The organism is Roseovarius sp. MMSF_3298, assembly GCF_030733705.1.
Taxonomy (GTDB): domain Bacteria; phylum Pseudomonadota; class Alphaproteobacteria; order Rhodobacterales; family Rhodobacteraceae; genus Roseovarius; species Roseovarius confluentis.
Map to the genome: position 1 here is coordinate 58,328 of NZ_JASHIN010000019.1, position 15,784 is coordinate 74,111.

19 protein-coding genes are annotated in these 15,784 nt (G+C 62.7%); 8 read left to right on the forward strand and 11 right to left on the reverse strand.

Annotated features, from left to right (window positions below; translation table 11 throughout):
* Window positions 1–128 precede the first annotated feature (128 nt).
* Genes RBB18_RS16270 through RBB18_RS16310 form a run of 9 tightly spaced genes read right to left on the reverse strand, consistent with a single transcriptional unit; the run spans window position 129 to window position 5,991 of the window.
* Complete coding sequence (locus RBB18_RS16270) at window positions 129–635, reverse strand: DUF3299 domain-containing protein (protein ID WP_306111344.1); 507 nt, start codon at window positions 633–635, stop codon at window positions 129–131.
* Window positions 626–1,138, reverse strand: a complete 513-nt coding sequence (locus RBB18_RS16275; protein WP_306111343.1) for a DUF3299 domain-containing protein — start codon at window positions 1,136–1,138, stop codon at window positions 626–628. The genes RBB18_RS16270 and RBB18_RS16275 overlap by 10 nt, the downstream gene beginning before the upstream one ends.
* Window positions 1,135–2,385 carry an ABC transporter permease gene (locus tag RBB18_RS16280; RefSeq protein WP_306111342.1) on the reverse strand — a complete coding sequence of 417 codons (1,251 nt, stop codon included), beginning with the start codon at window positions 2,383–2,385 and terminating at the stop codon, window positions 1,135–1,137. The genes RBB18_RS16275 and RBB18_RS16280 overlap by 4 nt, the downstream gene beginning before the upstream one ends.
* Window positions 2,382–3,071 carry an ABC transporter ATP-binding protein gene (locus RBB18_RS16285; protein ID WP_306111341.1) on the reverse strand — a complete coding sequence of 230 codons (690 nt, stop codon included), beginning with the start codon at window positions 3,069–3,071 and terminating at the stop codon, window positions 2,382–2,384. Before RBB18_RS16285 ends, RBB18_RS16280 begins: the two co-directional genes overlap by 4 nt.
* Before the next feature lie 2 nt (window positions 3,072–3,073).
* Window positions 3,074–3,685 (reverse strand): DUF2796 domain-containing protein, encoded by a 612-nt coding sequence (locus RBB18_RS16290; RefSeq protein WP_306111340.1) that lies wholly within the window; start codon window positions 3,683–3,685, stop codon window positions 3,074–3,076.
* Between the two features lie 11 nt (window positions 3,686–3,696).
* Window positions 3,697–3,864, reverse strand: a complete 168-nt coding sequence (locus RBB18_RS16295; protein WP_170067203.1) for a hypothetical protein — start codon at window positions 3,862–3,864, stop codon at window positions 3,697–3,699.
* Entirely contained in the window at window positions 3,861–4,151 is a 291-nt protein-coding gene (locus tag RBB18_RS16300) for a DUF6525 family protein (protein WP_103763379.1), read from the reverse strand. Before RBB18_RS16300 ends, RBB18_RS16295 begins: the two co-directional genes overlap by 4 nt.
* The gene (locus RBB18_RS16305; RefSeq protein WP_103763462.1) at window positions 4,148–4,780 is read right to left on the reverse strand and encodes a DUF1826 domain-containing protein; all 633 of its coding nucleotides are present in this window, start codon (window positions 4,778–4,780) and stop codon (window positions 4,148–4,150) included. Before RBB18_RS16305 ends, RBB18_RS16300 begins: the two co-directional genes overlap by 4 nt.
* Complete coding sequence (locus tag RBB18_RS16310) at window positions 4,777–5,991, reverse strand: GTP-binding protein (protein WP_306111339.1); 1,215 nt, start codon at window positions 5,989–5,991, stop codon at window positions 4,777–4,779. Before RBB18_RS16310 ends, RBB18_RS16305 begins: the two co-directional genes overlap by 4 nt.
* Before the next feature lie 1,118 nt (window positions 5,992–7,109).
* On the opposite strand from RBB18_RS16310, the gene RBB18_RS16315 reads away from it, so the two are divergent.
* The 8 genes from RBB18_RS16315 to RBB18_RS16350 all read left to right on the forward strand — a co-directional run bounded on the left by RBB18_RS16315 (window position 7,110) and on the right by RBB18_RS16350 (window position 15,073).
* The gene (locus tag RBB18_RS16315; RefSeq protein ID WP_306111338.1) at window positions 7,110–7,610 is read left to right on the forward strand and encodes a hypothetical protein; all 501 of its coding nucleotides are present in this window, start codon (window positions 7,110–7,112) and stop codon (window positions 7,608–7,610) included.
* 343 nt (window positions 7,611–7,953) lie between these two features.
* Window positions 7,954–9,777 (forward strand): hypothetical protein, encoded by a 1,824-nt coding sequence (locus RBB18_RS16320; protein ID WP_306111337.1) that lies wholly within the window; start codon window positions 7,954–7,956, stop codon window positions 9,775–9,777.
* Complete coding sequence (locus RBB18_RS16325) at window positions 9,777–11,291, forward strand: terminase large subunit domain-containing protein (RefSeq protein WP_306111336.1); 1,515 nt, start codon at window positions 9,777–9,779, stop codon at window positions 11,289–11,291. Before RBB18_RS16320 ends, RBB18_RS16325 begins: the two co-directional genes overlap by 1 nt.
* A complete protein-coding gene (locus tag RBB18_RS16330) occupies window positions 11,282–11,608 on the forward strand; it encodes an HNH endonuclease (RefSeq protein ID WP_306111335.1) in 327 nt (108 codons plus the stop codon). The genes RBB18_RS16325 and RBB18_RS16330 overlap by 10 nt, the downstream gene beginning before the upstream one ends.
* Complete coding sequence (locus tag RBB18_RS16335) at window positions 11,601–12,857, forward strand: phage major capsid protein (protein WP_306111334.1); 1,257 nt, start codon at window positions 11,601–11,603, stop codon at window positions 12,855–12,857. The genes RBB18_RS16330 and RBB18_RS16335 overlap by 8 nt, the downstream gene beginning before the upstream one ends.
* Window positions 12,857–13,477, forward strand: a complete 621-nt coding sequence (locus RBB18_RS16340) for an HK97 family phage prohead protease (RefSeq protein ID WP_306111333.1) — start codon at window positions 12,857–12,859, stop codon at window positions 13,475–13,477. Before RBB18_RS16335 ends, RBB18_RS16340 begins: the two co-directional genes overlap by 1 nt.
* Window positions 13,477–14,013 (forward strand): hypothetical protein, encoded by a 537-nt coding sequence (locus tag RBB18_RS16345; protein WP_306111332.1) that lies wholly within the window; start codon window positions 13,477–13,479, stop codon window positions 14,011–14,013. Before RBB18_RS16340 ends, RBB18_RS16345 begins: the two co-directional genes overlap by 1 nt.
* A gap of 52 nt (window positions 14,014–14,065) precedes the next feature.
* Window positions 14,066–15,073, forward strand: coding sequence for a phage portal protein (locus RBB18_RS16350; RefSeq protein WP_306111331.1), 1,008 nt, complete (start codon window positions 14,066–14,068; stop codon window positions 15,071–15,073).
* Between the two features lie 187 nt (window positions 15,074–15,260).
* On the opposite strand, the gene RBB18_RS16355 is transcribed toward RBB18_RS16350, so the two are convergent.
* Window positions 15,261–15,521 (reverse strand): hypothetical protein, encoded by a 261-nt coding sequence (locus tag RBB18_RS16355; protein WP_306111330.1) that lies wholly within the window; start codon window positions 15,519–15,521, stop codon window positions 15,261–15,263.
* Window positions 15,521–15,730, reverse strand: a complete 210-nt coding sequence (locus RBB18_RS16360; protein WP_306111372.1) for a helix-turn-helix transcriptional regulator — start codon at window positions 15,728–15,730, stop codon at window positions 15,521–15,523. The genes RBB18_RS16355 and RBB18_RS16360 overlap by 1 nt, the downstream gene beginning before the upstream one ends.
* Window positions 15,731–15,784: the final 54 nt, after the last annotated feature.

Below are 15,784 nucleotides of genomic sequence, written 5' to 3' on the forward strand. Positions count from 1 at the left end.
ACAACTGAAGTGGTCGATCTAACAGTGCCGGTACCGAAGTGTGGTTCTTTAGCTTTGATGCGACGGACTTCGGCGTTTGGGCGGTTGGGACGAACACCTCGTGCCGTCTGTTTGTTCTACAGGCTCACCTAACGCCTGAAGCTACGGATATCGTCCGCCGAAAGGGCATAGCCGATCTCGGCCAGTTGGGTGGATCGCGACGCCGTGCCGAGCATGCCGGTGACCGTCACGGGCTCGAACATGCCGGAGCTTTCATAAGGTGTGCCGGAGGTCACGAAGACAAGCTGGTTCGCTGGGGGCGGAGGCACGTGGATGCAGGCGCCGACATACGGCACCAATATGAACGCGGTGACGCCGGTACCGTCGTGGTCGAGCGGCACGATAAAGCCTGAAAGTTGAACGTTCTTGCCGGTCCAGTCGGTGCGGATGCCCGTCGATGGCGGCTGGCGTGCGGCCATGCTGCTTTCGTCGTGCGGCAGGATGCCTTGCAGGTTGCCGGGCAGAGACGTGTCATTCTCGGGCAGAAGGTCGCGCCATTCCAACGCGATCACCGTGTCGGCCAGCGCCTGTCCGGCAATCCCCGATGCGGCGAGGGACAGAAGCAGGGCACGACGAGTCGGGCCTTTCACTGCCATTCGTAGATCTCGATCTGTTCGGCGGTCATCTGGTATCCGACATCCGCGATCTGCGTTTTCATGGACTTCGCCGACAGACGCCCCGAAACCCAGACCGGATCCCACAAGGAGTCGCTGGGCCAAGGAGTCTTGGTGGTGACAAAAACCAGCTGGTTGGGCGGCGGCGGGGGCGTGTGGATGCAGGCGCCCACGTAAGGCACGAGCATGAAACTGGTCACGCCTTGCGCAGTGACGTCGAACGGGATGATGTAGCCGGGCAGCTTGACCGCCTTGCCGTTCAGACGGGTGTTCATCCGCCACGCGTTGCGGTCGTATTCAGGCACCCAGGTGTCATTGGCCTCGTCGATCTTGCCGGGGCCGATGATCTCGCCATAGGGCACGCCCTTGGGGATCAGGTCCGGCCATTCAATCACACGGTACTGGCTGGCCATGGCCCGGCCCGGAAGCAGGGTTGCCGAGAGCATGGCCAGGACGGCCCGGCGAGAGGGATGCGCGTGTCTCATATCCGGACCATCATGCCATCAGACAGCGACAGGCGGTAGGCCCTGAGGGCCGGAAACAGGCTGACAAGCGCCGCCGCGACAATCACACCTGCGAGAGTGGCCAGCTCCCGCCCGGTCGGCGGCGCGATCGGCAGCCAGAGGCCAAAGGCGCTGTCCACCACCGGCTGCGCCAGCGCCAGCCCGGCGTAAAGCAGTGCCAGGCCCAGCAGTGCGCCCAGGGCGGCCATCAGCGCCGCTTCCAACACGAGCAGGCCGAGGATGGTAGACGGGCGCGCGCCCATGGCCCGCCAGATCGCCATTTCCCGACGGCGTTCGTTGAGCGAGGAGAAGATCATTGCCATCATCCCCAAGAGGGCCGTCACCACCACCATCGCCGACACGCCGATCAGCGCGGTCTCGGCCACTCCGACGATCTGCCACAGTTCTTGCAACGCGACACCGGGCAGGACCGCCAGCAGCGGCTCTTCGGGGTAGGTGTTGATCCAGCGTTGCAGGCCGAAGATCTGCAGCCGCGACTTGACCCCGACCAGCGCGGCCGTGACCGCCGACGGCGACAGGTCCATCTGACGTATCTGCTCGACCGGTGTGCTTTGGCCGGGAATTTGTGCACCGGATTGCCAGTCGACATGGATCGCCTCGATGGCCTCCAGGCTGACGATGACGGTGCGGTCCACCGGGGTGCCGGTGCGGTAAATGATGCCGGCCACGCGAAAGGGCTGATCATCGTGATGGGTAAAGGACGCGAGCCCGTGTGACACGACGATCGGGTCGCCCACCGCATAGTCCAAAGTTGCCGCGACCTCGGCACCGATGACCGCGTCGTAAAGATCGTCCAAACCGTGGCCATTGCCGATCTCCAAAGACCGGCCACCGCGATACTTGTAGTGCTCGAAAAACGCCTGCGTGGTGCCCATCACCCGGAACTGGCGGTGGCTGTCACCAAGCGATATGGGCACGATCCAGTCCACCTCGGGCCGGTTTGCAATATCCTCGTAGCTTTCCCAGGTCACGTTGTTGGTGGCGTTGCCGATCCGGAACACCGAATACAGCAACAGCTGAACCGAGCCCGAGCGCGCCCCGACGATCAGGTCAGTGTCCGAGATCGTGTCGGCGAAACTGGCCTTGGCACCCGTGCGCACCTTCTCGACGCCAAGGAACAGCGCGACCGACAGGGTGATGGCCAGCACTGTCATGCTGACGGTCAGGGCACGCGCCATGAGGGAGCCGAAAGCAAGGCGCAGGATCATGCGGCCGGCCTTTCGACAGAGGCGATGTCAGCGAGGTGCACCACGCGGTCGAACCGCGCGCCCAGCCGTTCGTCATGGCTGACCATCAACAGCGACGATCCGGCCGCCGCGATCTGATCGAACAAAAGGCCCAGAAACGCATCCTGTGTCGCCGCATCCAGCGCCGAGGTCGGCTCGTCCGCGACGATCAGGGGCGGCTGGCCGATCAGGGCGCGGGCCACGGCGACCCGCTGTTGCTGACCGACGGAAAGGCGACCCGCCTTGGCCTCGACAATATCCGAAGACAGACCAAGCGCCGCGCAAAGCTTTGCCGCATCGCCTGCCTCGGATCGCTTGCGCCGCTCCGGCGCGAACTTCAAAGGCAACAGGATATTGTCCGACACGCTGGCATAGGGCAGCAGGTTGAACTGCTGGAAAATGATGCCGACCCGCTCGGCCCGGAACCTGTCGCGCGCGCCGGCCCGCAGGCTGGCAAGGTCGGTGCCGGCCAGATCCACCCGGCCTGCATCGGCAGTCACGATCCCGCAGACCAGCGACAAGAGCGTGGACTTCCCCGATCCGCTTTCGCCCAGCAGAAGAACGCTTTCCCCGCGGTCCAGCCGGAACTCCGGCACCGACACCCCGAAGGACGCCCGCCCCGGCCAGCGGAAACGAACGTCTTGCAGGGTCAGGGCCGGGTCCGCCATCGCTACTCGAACGAGACTTCGGCGGCACCGGGCGTCAGTTCCGCCGTGCCCGCGCCGGTCTCGGTCACGTATTGCACCTCGATTTCCTCGGCATTGGCGAACCGCTCGAAGAACGGGAAGCCCACGCTGGTCAGCGCGTCCTCGTCGTCGCAGGCAAAGCCGTAGGTCACGTGGAACGCGCTGTGCCGCGCTTCGTCTGCGTGCTCTTCGTGGTCGTGATCATGCCCTTCGCCTTCGGCGTGGTCGTCATCATGCGCGTGGTCATCCCCCTCGTGCATGTGCTCGTCATCATGATCACCGGTGTGCAAGTGGGCCAGAACCTCGGTCAGGCGACATCCCGCGTCCTCGGGCAGCGTCACGATCTCTTCCGGTGTCAGGAATTGCCGGATCGCAGTTGCTATCGCCTCCTTGTCCTCGGCAGAACTCGCCTCGTGCTCGAAGCCGACGATGTCCATGCCCGGCGACAGGATGTTGATCTCGATCGCACCGTGTTCGACCGCGATTTCGACGGTCGAGACGCCGTGCACATGCGCGTCCAATTCGCGCGTATCCTGCGCCAGTGCGGGCGCGGCGAGGGCGGTGGTGGCGGCCAAGGCCAGGTAGATCGGTTTCATGACAGGACCTTTCAGGTTTCATTGATGAAGTCAGATGCGCGTCGTTGCAACGTCATCAAAGCGGTATCGCCGTACAAATCCGCGTGGTTTTTCGAAGATTTCAGCGAGCGGATATCGATCTTCGCGTCGACATCAAGCGTGCCACGCGCCAGCGGGGCCGGAAATACCGGGCGTTTCATGTATCTCGGTCCTCGTGGCCTTGTGGCGTTTCTATGGTGCTGACCGGGCAGGTCAGCCTGTCGCGGGCAAGCGTGATCCGCTCGGCCCGGTCGAGCCGGGCCAGGATGGCGTCGGGCGGCGCGCCCTCGGCCCGCGCCTTTTGCCAGATGCGGCGGCATGAGGCGGGCGACCACGCCAGCGCCGCTTGTCTCATCCAGTTGCGCAGCGGCGGCGGCAAAGCGTCGAAATCGCGCATCGGGTCGCTGCGACGGCGACGGCGCAGGCTTGTGGCGATGTTGCGGCTCATGACTCGGCGTCCGGATCGGTGACCGGGTCCAGCGCCAGCATCAGGCGGGTTTCGCCGGTGCCCTCTATCGGCGGAGATCGGTGCATTAGATGCGGATCGGGTTGCGCCGGCCAGAGCGTGCCGCGCATGACGAAGGGCGATCCGGTCGGCACCGTATGGATGGTGGCCGGCACATCGTTGCGCGCCACACCGTATTGCGTGCCGGTGCCGCGATAGGTGCAGACCAGCCGGGCCGTGACCCTGTCGATGTGGAACCGGCGGCAGGCATTGGTCGTCACCACGTCCAGCCGCAGCCTCAGCCACTTGGCACGAGTCATCTCACCAAAGGTGGCCGCCAACGCCGCGATATCGTCGATAAGGATCCGGCGCTCGGGCGCGTCGGGCAGTCCCGTCTCGTCGCAGGCCAGAGTGACGGCCGAGGCAATTTCGCCCGGTCGCACGAGGACGCGGGCTGCGGGAAGCATTTCGGCGGGAAGGGTCTCCAGCCAATGCAGCACGGTTTCGGGAAGCCTGCGCTGGCAGATCACGCCACCGACACCCGGCAGCCTGATCGCGCCCATGTCCTCGGGGCCGTTGACGCTCAGCACGCCCGACCCGGCGCCTTTTGGAACAATCGGATGCAGGGTCATGACGCCCTCCGCCACGCGGGGAACGGATCAGGCAGATCGGGCAGGCTGTCCGGCCCCGGTGCCACGTTCGCGGGCACCAGTGCCGAATCCAGCCGTGCCTTCAGCGCGGGCCAGTCGATACCTGCGCCGATGAACACGATTTCCTGCCGGCGGTCGCCCCATGGCGCTTGCCAGTGCGCCCGCAGGTACTCCTGCGCGCCGGCGTGATCGGGGTGCCGCTCCTTCGGGACCGTGGCCCACCATTGGCCCAGCGGCGTGACCGATGACAGCGCCCCGGCGAGTGAGAACTCCGCCACCCAGTCGGGCCGGGTGGCGATCCAGAAATGCCCCTTGGCCCGAATCACGCCGGGCAAGTTGCCATTGAGGATTTCAAGAACCTTTTCGGGGTGGAAGGGCTGCCGCGCGCGATAGACGAAGGAGGCGACGCCGTATTCCTCGGTCTCCGGCACGTGGTCGGCAAAGCCGTAAAGCTCCTTGGCCCACATCGGGTGCTCGTGCGCTTTCTCGAAATCGAAAAGTCCGGTGTCGAGGATGGCGTCCGCGGCAACGTCGGAATGATCGGTCTCGATGATCCGGGCGTCGGCGTTCAGGCTGCGGATGATCTTGCGTGCTGCATCGGTGCGCTCGGGCCCTGCGTCGGAGACTTTGTTGAGCACCACGACATCGGCGAACTCGATCTGGTCGGTCAGCAGGTGGACCAGCGTGCGCCCGTCCTCCTCGCCCATCGTCTCGCCACGGTCGCTGAGGAAATCGTGGCTGGAATAGTCGTTCAGCAGGTTTACCGCGTCGACCACCGTGACCATCGTATCGAGGCGCGAGACGTCCGACAGGCTTTCGCCCGCCTCGTCGCGGAAGTCAAAGGTCGCGGCCACGGGCAGCGGCTCTGAAATGCCGGTCGATTCGATCAGCAGATAGTCGAAGCGTCCTTCGCCGGCGAGCCTGCGAACCTCGTCCAGAAGGTCGTCGCGCAGAGTGCAGCAGATGCAACCGTTGGACATCTCGACCAGCGTCTCGTCGGTGTGGCTGAGGTTGGCGCCGCCTTCGCGCACAAGGTCGGCGTCGATGTTCACCTCGGACATGTCGTTGACGATGACCGCAACACGTCGGCCCTCGCGATTGTTGAGGACGCGGTTCAGGAGCGTCGTCTTCCCGGCGCCAAGAAAGCCGGAAAGCACGGTGACGGGGAGGCGGGGGTGTGGATCTGCGTTCATGTAGGCTCCTGTTTGGGATTGGAATCGCTGGTCGGTTGGGAATGCTGTGCTGGCACCCGGACAGACCCAGGCGGCGAAACCCGCGCTCCGGCGACCCGGCCAGCGCCAATCGACCAACTCGTTTCTGGAGTAATATCTAGAATGATACTATATAACATAACAATGTTATCTTATAGCATTTCGGGAAACACAAGGGGTTGAATGCTTGGTCATGGCTCGAATCGTCGTTCAGAGCAAAAAGCGGTCATTCGAAATGTCCCCAGCGAACGACCTCTTTCCGCCCTTCAGAACTCAAAACGCTTTGTCAGGACGAAGCAGACACTGATTGAGAGGCATTTTTGCCGAAACCAGAAACGCTGAAAGGTGATCAGATTTAGGTGCACAGCTTATGATGGCCTGTGCCTTTGAAATGCGTATCGGGCCCCATGTTGCGGCCCCGATTGCCTTGTATGGTTTAGAGGGACTTGACCGCTGTTATGAGAAGTTGCCCGATTATCCAGAGAGTGGCGCTTTTGTACGTGGTACGCCAACGAAGCCTATATGGATCCATGGGACGACAGCCGACGTGTTAGGCTACCGCATCAAGGTCCTCAATATGGGCCTGACGCAGAACGCACTTGCGCATTATCCTGCATGCGGCCACTCGAGCCGGGTCGGTTGCCGCAGGATCGAGCTTATCGTGGTAGTGTGACATGCTTGGCGACAAAGTCGGAGCCGAGGCGTGTGCCCGGAACTTCATGAGTTCCATCCACTGTGCGGCAAACCGGATGAGGGTGCGCGCAGTATCGAGCGCGTTTTGCCCATTCACTGACATTTGGTCTAAGTGGCGATCCCGCGAGAAGTGAAACATCTTACGTAAGTCAGAGACTTGCGACGGCGAACCGGCAGAAATCGGGCCTTGATTCCATTGCCGAATTTGGGCGATTGGCGAACTCATTTCGCAGCTGCGCCGCTGTACCAAGTTGGTGCAGTAAGACCCCATCACGCTCTGCCAAGTTGGCAAAGCGCATAGGGGTAGGTCCTCAATTCCAACTTGGAAGACCACGCGCCATTCCGCTCCGCCAACTTGGCAGAGTGGACGCAGCTATCTGCAAACCGTTAGCAGATGGGGTTGCGTGATGGGCAGAGACAAGCGCAACGAGGGTAAGGTCGAGCACTGGACCAAGATGGTGCGCCCGGTCATGCAGACGGACGCGTGGCGTGCACTGTCTACGACTGCGCAAGCGCTCTATCCGTGGATCAAGTTTGAGTGGCGCGGCCCAAAGGCGAATAATAACGGCAAGCTTCGACTGTCTGTTCGGCAAGCTGCCGAATGCCTCGGGGTGAACCCAAAGACCGCAGCACGCGCATTCCATGACCTACAGGCCAAAGGCTTCATTGTGCAGCGGGAGGGCGCCAGTCTTGGCACTGATGGCCAGGCCAAGGCACCTGCATTCGAGGTGACAGAGATCGCCTTGCCTGGTGAGGTCAGTGGTCGACGCCTGTTCAAGGACTGGTCGGAAGGTCACGACTTCCCCATCAAGAAAGCCCCTGCGAACAACCCGAGCGGACGCAACGCAAATGCAGAACCCCAACCCCATTATGGGGACAGGGTTGTACCCATTATGGGGACAAGATGATGGGGGCCTGTACCAGTTATGGGCACGGCCTGTGCCAGTTTTGGGGACGAAATGCCCCTGTAGAGCCCACGGCCTGTACCAGTTTTGGGGACATCCTTAATCACCAAGAGGGGCGGTGGTCGGGGTCGTGGTGGCACTTGGTCCTGAGCATCGGTGTGGCAACGGTTGCCACCGTGTTCGACAAGTTGTCGGTCACCATCCCTCCGGCAAGTTGCCGGTGCGCGTCGATCCCGTGTCGCAACTTGCGACAGCGGCTAGCGAGAATGGTCCCAATGCCCCGAATTCTGGGAGAACCGTCTGCCGCGGAGCGGGCTGCTTCTTTCACACACAAGGACACTGACTGATGGCTACACTGCAACTACGCATCGACCCGACGCAGATGGAAAGCGGGTCAGCACGCGCCGAAAGATCGCTCAAGGGTCTGAAGGTCGAGGCCCGTCGCGTGGAAAGCGCGGTCGACCGAATGGCCAGCCGTGGCGCGCGGTCAACAGATCGCTTGGGCGGAGCCGTTCGCGGCATGGGTGCCCGTATGCAGGGCGCTCGTGGGCAGATCCAGAACACGGCCTTTCAAGTCGGGGATTTCGCAACACAGGTCGGGGCGGGAACCTCTGCCAGCATCGCCCTCGGTCAGCAGCTTCCCCAGCTTCTTGGCGGGTTTGGTGCCCTTGGCGCGGTGCTGGGCGCGGTGGTCGCGGTCGGCGTGCCGCTGGCGGCCAGCTTCGTCAATATCGCTGACAGTGCGGGCGAGGCTGCGGAGAGACTGAAGGAGGTGCGGGAAACGGCAGCCGCGCTGACCAGTGAAATCCGCGCCCTGTCGCTCGGCATTTCCGAAGATGAACTCACACTTGCGGACAACGTGACGCAAAAGCGCCGGGAGCTTCTGCGTGTCGAGAACGAGATCGCCAATTCGCGGGCGGGGCAGCAGGGCCTTCTGAATAACAAGATTGGACCTGCACAAGAGGCCCTGGCTGCGGCGCAAGAGGAACTGAAGACATTCCGGGAACAGGTCGCAGAGCAAGAGCGCCTGTCGACCATCGTGGCAGAGACCGCGAATCAGGAGCGCTTACTCGGTCAGCAGATGCAATTCACAGCCGAACACGCAGCCGAAGCCGAGGCTATGGCTGGCCTTCTGCGAGATGGCATCAGCGCGGCCACGATTGACGGGATGCGCCTTGCTGGCCTCGATCTGGCATCCGGCATCGACGCGGGCGCAGCGGCGGCGGCACGTTTGGCCGATGCGCTTGGCATAGCCTACAACCGGGCGGTAGCAATTCAGGGCATGAGCGTCGTTGAGGCTATGGGGCAGAATATGCCCGGTGGCAATGGTGGGCCGCAAGGGCCTGCTGGGCTTCTACCGCAAGACCCGAGCACCCCCTTCCCGAGCGGTGGGCAGGTCGTAAACGCTGGTATGTTCACGGGATCGCCTGGCAGCCGTGGCGGCAGCGGAGGATCGACCGGCGGCGTTTCGCAGATCAATCAAGTCTCGGAGGCATACAAGCGTCTGATTGCAACGCTCGATCCCCTTGCGCGGGCCTCGCTAGACCTGGCCCAGGCGCAGGACACGATCAGCGCGGCGCAGGCGGCGGGCATTATCACGGCAGAAGAAGCTGCCCGCGCCTACGGCATGGCTCAAGAGGAATATGATGAAATGATTGGTCGTGCGGAGGAATCGACGCGCGGCTTGGATGATGCGGCGGGGGCCGCGCAGGACGCATTTGACCGTTTGTTTGATAGTATTATCGAAGGCGGGGCCGATGCCGGTGACATATTGCGCGATCTCGGGAACCAACTGATTAAGTTCGGCTTCAAGGACCTTCTTGGGGGCGCGTTCCCCAGCCTATTCGGAGATGGCGGATTTTTGTCGTTCGATGGCGGCGGCTACACCGGGTCAGGCGCACGCATGGGCGGTGTAGATGGCAAAGGCGGCTTTCCAGCCATTCTCCACCCTAACGAGACGGTTATCGACCACACACGCGGCGGCGGCCAAGTCGGAGGCCGCATCGAGGTTGTCGCCCGGGTGGAGAACGGCAGCATCGTGCAGGACGTGCGGCAGATTTCCGGCGATGTTGCTGTTCAAGTCATGACCGAGGGTATCAGCCGATACGACCGCCAGACACTGCCGGGCAGCGTTGAGCGGATCCAGCGTGATCCGAAACGGAGGGGTTGATGAAGGCCGCGACCCGCATCAAGCGCTTTGCGCAATCGCTTAGCGTCCCGACCGGGCGCCTGTCCGGCCAGCCGATCAAGCTGGCACCGTACCAGAAACGGTTTATCGACGGTGCTTTTGCGACTGATACCAATGTGGGCGTTCTGAGCGTCGGGCGCGGCAACGGGAAATCCACCCTGTCGGGCGTTCTTGGCCTGGGCGAACTTTTGGGCGAATGGTCCAACGAGGCCGAGCGCGAAATCCTGATCGCGGCAAAGACCCAGCAGCAGGCGCAGATCTGCTGGCACTACGTGGCAAGCCTTTCGCGGACCCTGCCGGAGGACGTGCAAAAGCGCATCACTATTCGTCGTCAGCCAAGATTTGAAATCCAGTATGACGACGACAACGGCCCGCACCTTCTCAAGGCTATCTCAGCCGATGGTAAATCGGCGCTCGGGTCTTCGCCTACACTGGCAATCCTCGATGAGCGTGGACACTGGCCCGTGGCGCAGGGCGACGAGCTTGAGGCCGCACTTCTCACTGGCCTGTCCAAGAGGGACGGTCGCGCGCTGATCATCTCGACCAGTGCAAGCAACGATCAGCATCCGTTCAGCCTGTGGCTCGATCGGGACGCACCCGGCGTATACCGGCAGGAACACCGGCCCGAGCCCGGGTTGCCCGCGGATGACGTGAAAAGCCTGATGGCGGCAAACCCCGGCTCGAAGCATGGTATCGGGCCAAGCCTTGAACGCCTCAAAGCGGACGCGGCACTTGCCTTGGAACGTGGCGGATCGGCCCTTTCACGGTTCCGCCTACTGTCACGCAATGAGCGCGTCCAGGAGGACAATCGCGATATCCTGATCAGCCTGGACGATTGGTTGAAATGCGAAACCCCTGAGCCGCCGAAACGGCAGGGCCCTTGCGTGATCGGGTTGGACCTGGGCGGATCGGCGTCAATGTCGGCAGCTGCGTACTACTGGCCGGAAAGCGAGCGGCTGGAATGCTACGGCACCTTCCCCAGCAAACCCGGCCTCGATGCACGCGGGCAGGCTGACGCAGTGGGCGACCTGTACTGCCAGATGATGCAGCGGCGTGAACTGACCGTGATGGGCGAACGGACGGTGCCAATCGTGGAATGGATCGAGAGCGTCTTGCGGCGTGCTGTGGCGGAGAACATCGCGTGCATTGTCGCTGACCGGTTCAAGCAGGCGGAGCTTGGCGAGGCTATCGACCGGGCCGGATACCGTGGTGCGGTGATCTGGCGCGGGATGGGATTCAAGGACGGCAGCGAGGACGTTGAACGGCTGCGCCGCCACATCTTCGACGGCAAAGTGAAATCGGCGGAAAGCTACCTTCTGCGCCATGCCCTGGGCGAGGCTGTGGTGATCGTGGACCCGGCAGGGAATGCGAAACCCGCCAAGGGGCGTAGCATGGCGCGGATCGACGCGGCGTGCGCTTCGATGCTGGCGGTTGCTGAAGGCGCGCGCATGATGAGCCGCCCGGTTCCCAAAGGGGGGCGCGTGGCATGGGCGTGAGGCGGCATGGATCATGGGTCTACAAGGACCGTCGCTGGCCTGCACTGCGCACGATGGCCAAGCGCCGGGACGGCTGGAAATGCGTCCAGTGTGGGAGCCGCTACCGGCTGGAAGTGGACCACAAGGACCCGGTGCGGAGCCACCCCGAGCGGGCCTTTGATCTCGACAATCTGCAAACACTCTGTGGCCGGTGCCACGGTACGAAGACGCGGCTTGAGTGCGGGCATCCCGAACTCAGCCCCGAGCGCCAAAAATGGCGCGACCTGCTGCGCGATATGCAGCGAAACCCATCGAGCACAGGAGAAACGAATGCTTGATTCAACCAAAATCCAAAGGCGTCAAAGCGAGATTCGTCAGGCCCTTTCCGAACTGGTCGGCAAAGAACAACCGACTGAAGATGAAACCCGGCAGATGGAGGAATTCGACCGCGAATACCGGTCGAACGAAACCCGCTACCGTGCCTCGCTCATTGCCGAGGATGAAGAACGGCGCGAGGCTGGCAAGGATCTCGAAACCCGCTCCGAGCGGGAATGGTCCGAAATGATGGACAGCTTCGAGGTGCGCCAGGTTGCGGCGGCACTCGACCACGGCCACCAGATCGACGGCCAGACGGCAGAGATCGTTACCGAACTCCGGTCGCAAGGCTCATACCAGGGCATTCCCGTGCCGTGGGAAGCGCTTGAACAGCGGGCAGGTGAAACCATCGCATCCGGCACGCCGGACCCGATCTCGACCCGTCCTCTGATCGACCGCCTTTTCCCCGGCAGCGTTGCCGCTCAGATGGGCGCGCAGATGATCAGCATCGACCACGGCGAGATCGAATGGCCCGTGGTGACGCAGGGCGCGTCTGTCGGCTGGCAGAGCACCGAAACCGGGTCGGCCGGGGCGGCGCAAGCCTTCGAGACCACTGACAAGGCGCTTGCACCCGATCAGACGCTTGGCGTGCAGATGAAGATCAGCCGGAAAACCCTGAAGCAATCCGGCGCGGCCCTGGAGGCTGCGGTGCGGCGTGACATGAACTCGGCCATGTCGGTCGAGATGGATCGCGTTGTGTTTCTGGGCGGCGGCTCCAGCGGTGAGCCGCTCGGCGTGATCGCGGGCGCTGGGACCTACGGCATCACCGACACCGATCTCGGCGGCGTTCCGACCTGGGCGGCTTTCCGTGCGGCGGTGGTCCGTTTCATGCTTGCCAACGCCGCGGGCTCGCCCTCTGCGGTACGGCTTATGCTGCGGCCCGAGGTCTGGTCCGACATGGACGACGCCTACATCGACACCGGCACCGCGATTACTGAGTGGGACCGGCTGGCCAAGAACATCGGCAGTTTTTCGATGACGACCAACGGGCTGGCTGCACCCGCCGGTGATCCAGCCGATAGCATCGCGCTTCTGACTACGAACTCGGGCGGTGTCGCTCCGATCTTCGTGGGCAAATGGGGGGCGGTCGACATGATCCGCGACCCCTACAGCGATGCGGCGTCTGGCGGCCTGCGCATCACGGCACTGGCGACGATGGATGTCACGGTTGCGCGACCCGCGCAGCTGGAAATCATCTCGGGTATCCAGTGATGCTCTGGGGCGGCCACAATGGCGGTCTTGAACTGCGCAAGCGAGCGTCTGGGGCGCTCGCTTTGCGTGGCCGCTTTCCTTATGGCAAACGTGCGGTCCTGTCCGATGGCGGCAGGACCGGGCGTCCCCGGAAAGAGGTTATCGCACCGCGAGCTTTTGCCTACCGCGTCGAGCGTCCCGAAGAGGATATTCACTTCCTGGTCGGGCACTCATATGACCAGCCGCTTGCCAGCCGAAAGGCGGGCACGCTGACGCTGCAAGACACCGATGAGGCGCTGATTTTCGAAGCGGAGATCAGCGAACAGATCCAGCGGGCGACGTTCTGGCAGAACTTCTGGGCGGCTTATGAATCCGGCCTCATGGTCGGCCTGTCGCCGGGGTTCCGCATTCCGCCGCCGCGCACTGTACCGGATGCGGAAACGATCGAGGAAGAGGATCCCGCAGAGGGCACCGCGATCATTCGCACGGTTAACCAGGCGCTTCTCTACGAGATCAGCGCTGTCACCCGGCCCGCATACGACGAAACGCAGATCGAGGCCCGGAACTGGCAGCCCGAAAGTGGCAACGGTTGCCACCGTGAGCATCAAGTTGCTGCTCACCTCAAAAGATGGAGGCTCTGATGATCGAGGTTCTGGACAGAATTGAAGCCGTACCGGCCAGCTATCCCGATGCTCCGAGCGGCCTTTCTACGGAAGCTGCTGCCGTGAACGCTGACATGATCTGGCAGCGCATCGAGGGGTACATTGCCTATCGGTTCACAGAGCGCGAGGTGAAATGGATCGTGGAGGGGCCGGGCAACTGGCAGCCTTCGCTGGGGCCTGCGTCGGTTACAGCCGTCGAGGTGTGGCAGGACTACGCTTGGACAAGCACCTTGCTCAACGCCAGCCCACTCGGCGGCTACGAGATCAAGGGGTGCGGCCCGTATCGCATCACGGCTGACGTGGGTGGCATGACGGTGCCCGAGGACGTGAACGAGGCGTTTCGTAGGTTCGCGGAATATGTCGCTGACGCGTCTGTTAACAGCCCAACCTCTACGTCCGAGCAACACACGGTCGGCCCTGTCACGATGGAGTTTCAGCGACCGGTGAACTGGATCGCACGCGCGCTGCAACACAGCGGCGCCGCTGATCTTCTGCGCAAATATCGGAGAGTGTGAAATGTGGCCATTTACCAAACGAGCCGAACCTGAAACCGAAAAGCGTTCCGCCATGTCAGGCTTCACTGCCGAACTCATGTCGGCGCGTGAAAGCTACATTTCCGGCAGGCGCGGCATTGCTGAACTGACCGGTACAGTACAAAGCTGCGTGACGCTCTGGGAAGGCGGCTTTGCCCTGGCTGACATCGAGGGCACCCCGCTTTTGACCCGGCAGCATATGGCGATGGCCGGACGCGCCTTGGCCCTGCGCGGTGAAGCTCTGTTCTTGATCCGGGATACCGGGCAGGTGGTGCCTTGCGCTGATTGGGATCTTCGGACGCAAGACGGCGTGCCGCGTGCTTACCGCGTGAGCGTGTCGGAGGCCGGTGGCGGTAGAACAGAGACAGCGCTTGCAGCGGAGGTTCTGCACTTCAGAACCGGCGTTGATGGCGTCGTGCCGTGGGCAGGGTCCGCGCCGCTCAAGCGTGCGCAGCTGACCGCTGGATGGCTTCAGGCTATCGAGACTGCCCTGGGCGAGGTGTACGAAAACGCACCGCTCGGGTCGCAGATCGTGCCATTCCCGGAATCGACGGATACGGACATGCAGAAGCTCGGCAGCGAGTTTCGGGGCAAGCGCGGGCGCGTTCTGATCCGGGAAAGCGTCAACGTGGCTTCGGCTGGCGGGCCAGCGCCTCAGCAGGACTGGCGGGCGGCTGACGTGTCGCCGGACCTCAGTAAGGCCATGACGCGCGAAAGCCTAGATGCGGCGCGCAACTCGATCCTGAACATCTTCGGTGTCTTGCCTGGACTGGTGTCTTCGGCAGCAACCGGCCCGATGGTCAGAGAGGCGCAGCGGCACCTTGCAAGCTGGGTCTTGCAGCCGATGGCGGCTCTGATGGCCGAGGAAGCGACTGCGAAGCTGGGCACTGAAGTGAAGATCGACACGCTGCGACCGCTGCAAGCCTTCGATGCAGGCGGACGGGCACGCGCAGCCGTGGGCGTTATCCAGGCGCTGGCACAGGCGAAAGAGGCCGGGGTGGACCCGGAAACCGCGCTCAAGCTGGTGGACTGGCAAGAATAGGGTTGGTCACCCGCGGGCCTATTTAGCCATTGCTCTGCCCGCAAAGGACTCGGATTAGTCGGAGAGTGCCGGAAAACCCCGACAAGGCGCGGCCCTGGTTACCTTTTGCCGGGCGCGGCGTCGAAGAAAACCGGGTTCGTTCTGGACCCGGTTTCTTAGAGGGCCGGGGCGGGAAGCCTCGGCCTTTTTACAGGCGCAGCTCGGTGGTTGTGTGGCTCACGGGACCAATTTCCGTGACTTCAACCGCTACACGCTGGCTGTATGCGGACTCGCCCTCGATCTTGGGGTCCACTCTAAAACGCCGCTTGGTGACTTCGTAGGTGGTGAATTCCCGAGGCTCATATTCGACCTCAATCACATCACCAACCTGGGGAACGGTGCTCATTTCGAGGTCTTCGATGGTGTCTTTTGCGGGGTCACCCCCGATGGGAATCAATCTGATAAACATTAGCGCTTTCCTTTCAGTCTTACGCCTGGGCCGCCGCCATTCTCTGCGATGAACTCCACCCCGGCGGCTTCGAGGGCTGTTTTTACTTTCTGTGAGTTTTCTGCGTTCAGCTCGTAGCGCCCGGTTTCGTAATTCGAAATCGTGTTTCTATGAACTCCAGAAGCGCTCGACAGGTCGGCCAAAGACCAATTGAGTGCAGCCCTCGCCATTCTTACTTGTGTAGATTTCACAACTTTGCTATTCCTGTGATACTTTCACAAGTG

What these genes read in the sequence shown, in the direction of transcription:
- RBB18_RS16345 (WP_306111332.1), top strand. Translation starts at nt 13,477, where the DNA reads ATGATCGAGGTTCTGGACAGAATTGAAGCCGTACCGGCCAGCTATCCC.
- RBB18_RS16300 (WP_103763379.1), bottom strand. Translation starts at nt 4,151, where the DNA reads ATGAGCCGCAACATCGCCACAAGCCTGCGCCGTCGCCGTCGCAGCGAC.
- RBB18_RS16330 (WP_306111335.1), top strand. Translation starts at nt 11,282, where the DNA reads ATGGGCGTGAGGCGGCATGGATCATGGGTCTACAAGGACCGTCGCTGG.
- RBB18_RS16290 (WP_306111340.1), bottom strand. Translation starts at nt 3,685, where the DNA reads ATGAAACCGATCTACCTGGCCTTGGCCGCCACCACCGCCCTCGCCGCG.
- RBB18_RS16285 (WP_306111341.1), bottom strand. Translation starts at nt 3,071, where the DNA reads ATGGCGGACCCGGCCCTGACCCTGCAAGACGTTCGTTTCCGCTGGCCG.
- RBB18_RS16340 (WP_306111333.1), top strand. Translation starts at nt 12,857, where the DNA reads ATGCTCTGGGGCGGCCACAATGGCGGTCTTGAACTGCGCAAGCGAGCG.
- RBB18_RS16335 (WP_306111334.1), top strand. Translation starts at nt 11,601, where the DNA reads ATGCTTGATTCAACCAAAATCCAAAGGCGTCAAAGCGAGATTCGTCAG.
- RBB18_RS16315 (WP_306111338.1), top strand. Translation starts at nt 7,110, where the DNA reads ATGGGCAGAGACAAGCGCAACGAGGGTAAGGTCGAGCACTGGACCAAG.
- RBB18_RS16320 (WP_306111337.1), top strand. Translation starts at nt 7,954, where the DNA reads ATGGCTACACTGCAACTACGCATCGACCCGACGCAGATGGAAAGCGGG.
- RBB18_RS16350 (WP_306111331.1), top strand. Translation starts at nt 14,066, where the DNA reads ATGTCAGGCTTCACTGCCGAACTCATGTCGGCGCGTGAAAGCTACATT.
- RBB18_RS16325 (WP_306111336.1), top strand. Translation starts at nt 9,777, where the DNA reads ATGAAGGCCGCGACCCGCATCAAGCGCTTTGCGCAATCGCTTAGCGTC.
- RBB18_RS16360 (WP_306111372.1), bottom strand. Translation starts at nt 15,730, where the DNA reads ATGGCGAGGGCTGCACTCAATTGGTCTTTGGCCGACCTGTCGAGCGCT.
- RBB18_RS16270 (WP_306111344.1), bottom strand. Translation starts at nt 635, where the DNA reads ATGGCAGTGAAAGGCCCGACTCGTCGTGCCCTGCTTCTGTCCCTCGCC.
- RBB18_RS16275 (WP_306111343.1), bottom strand. Translation starts at nt 1,138, where the DNA reads ATGAGACACGCGCATCCCTCTCGCCGGGCCGTCCTGGCCATGCTCTCG.
- RBB18_RS16310 (WP_306111339.1), bottom strand. Translation starts at nt 5,991, where the DNA reads ATGAACGCAGATCCACACCCCCGCCTCCCCGTCACCGTGCTTTCCGGC.
- RBB18_RS16355 (WP_306111330.1), bottom strand. Translation starts at nt 15,521, where the DNA reads ATGTTTATCAGATTGATTCCCATCGGGGGTGACCCCGCAAAAGACACC.
- RBB18_RS16280 (WP_306111342.1), bottom strand. Translation starts at nt 2,385, where the DNA reads ATGATCCTGCGCCTTGCTTTCGGCTCCCTCATGGCGCGTGCCCTGACC.
- RBB18_RS16295 (WP_170067203.1), bottom strand. Translation starts at nt 3,864, where the DNA reads ATGAAACGCCCGGTATTTCCGGCCCCGCTGGCGCGTGGCACGCTTGAT.
- RBB18_RS16305 (WP_103763462.1), bottom strand. Translation starts at nt 4,780, where the DNA reads ATGACCCTGCATCCGATTGTTCCAAAAGGCGCCGGGTCGGGCGTGCTG.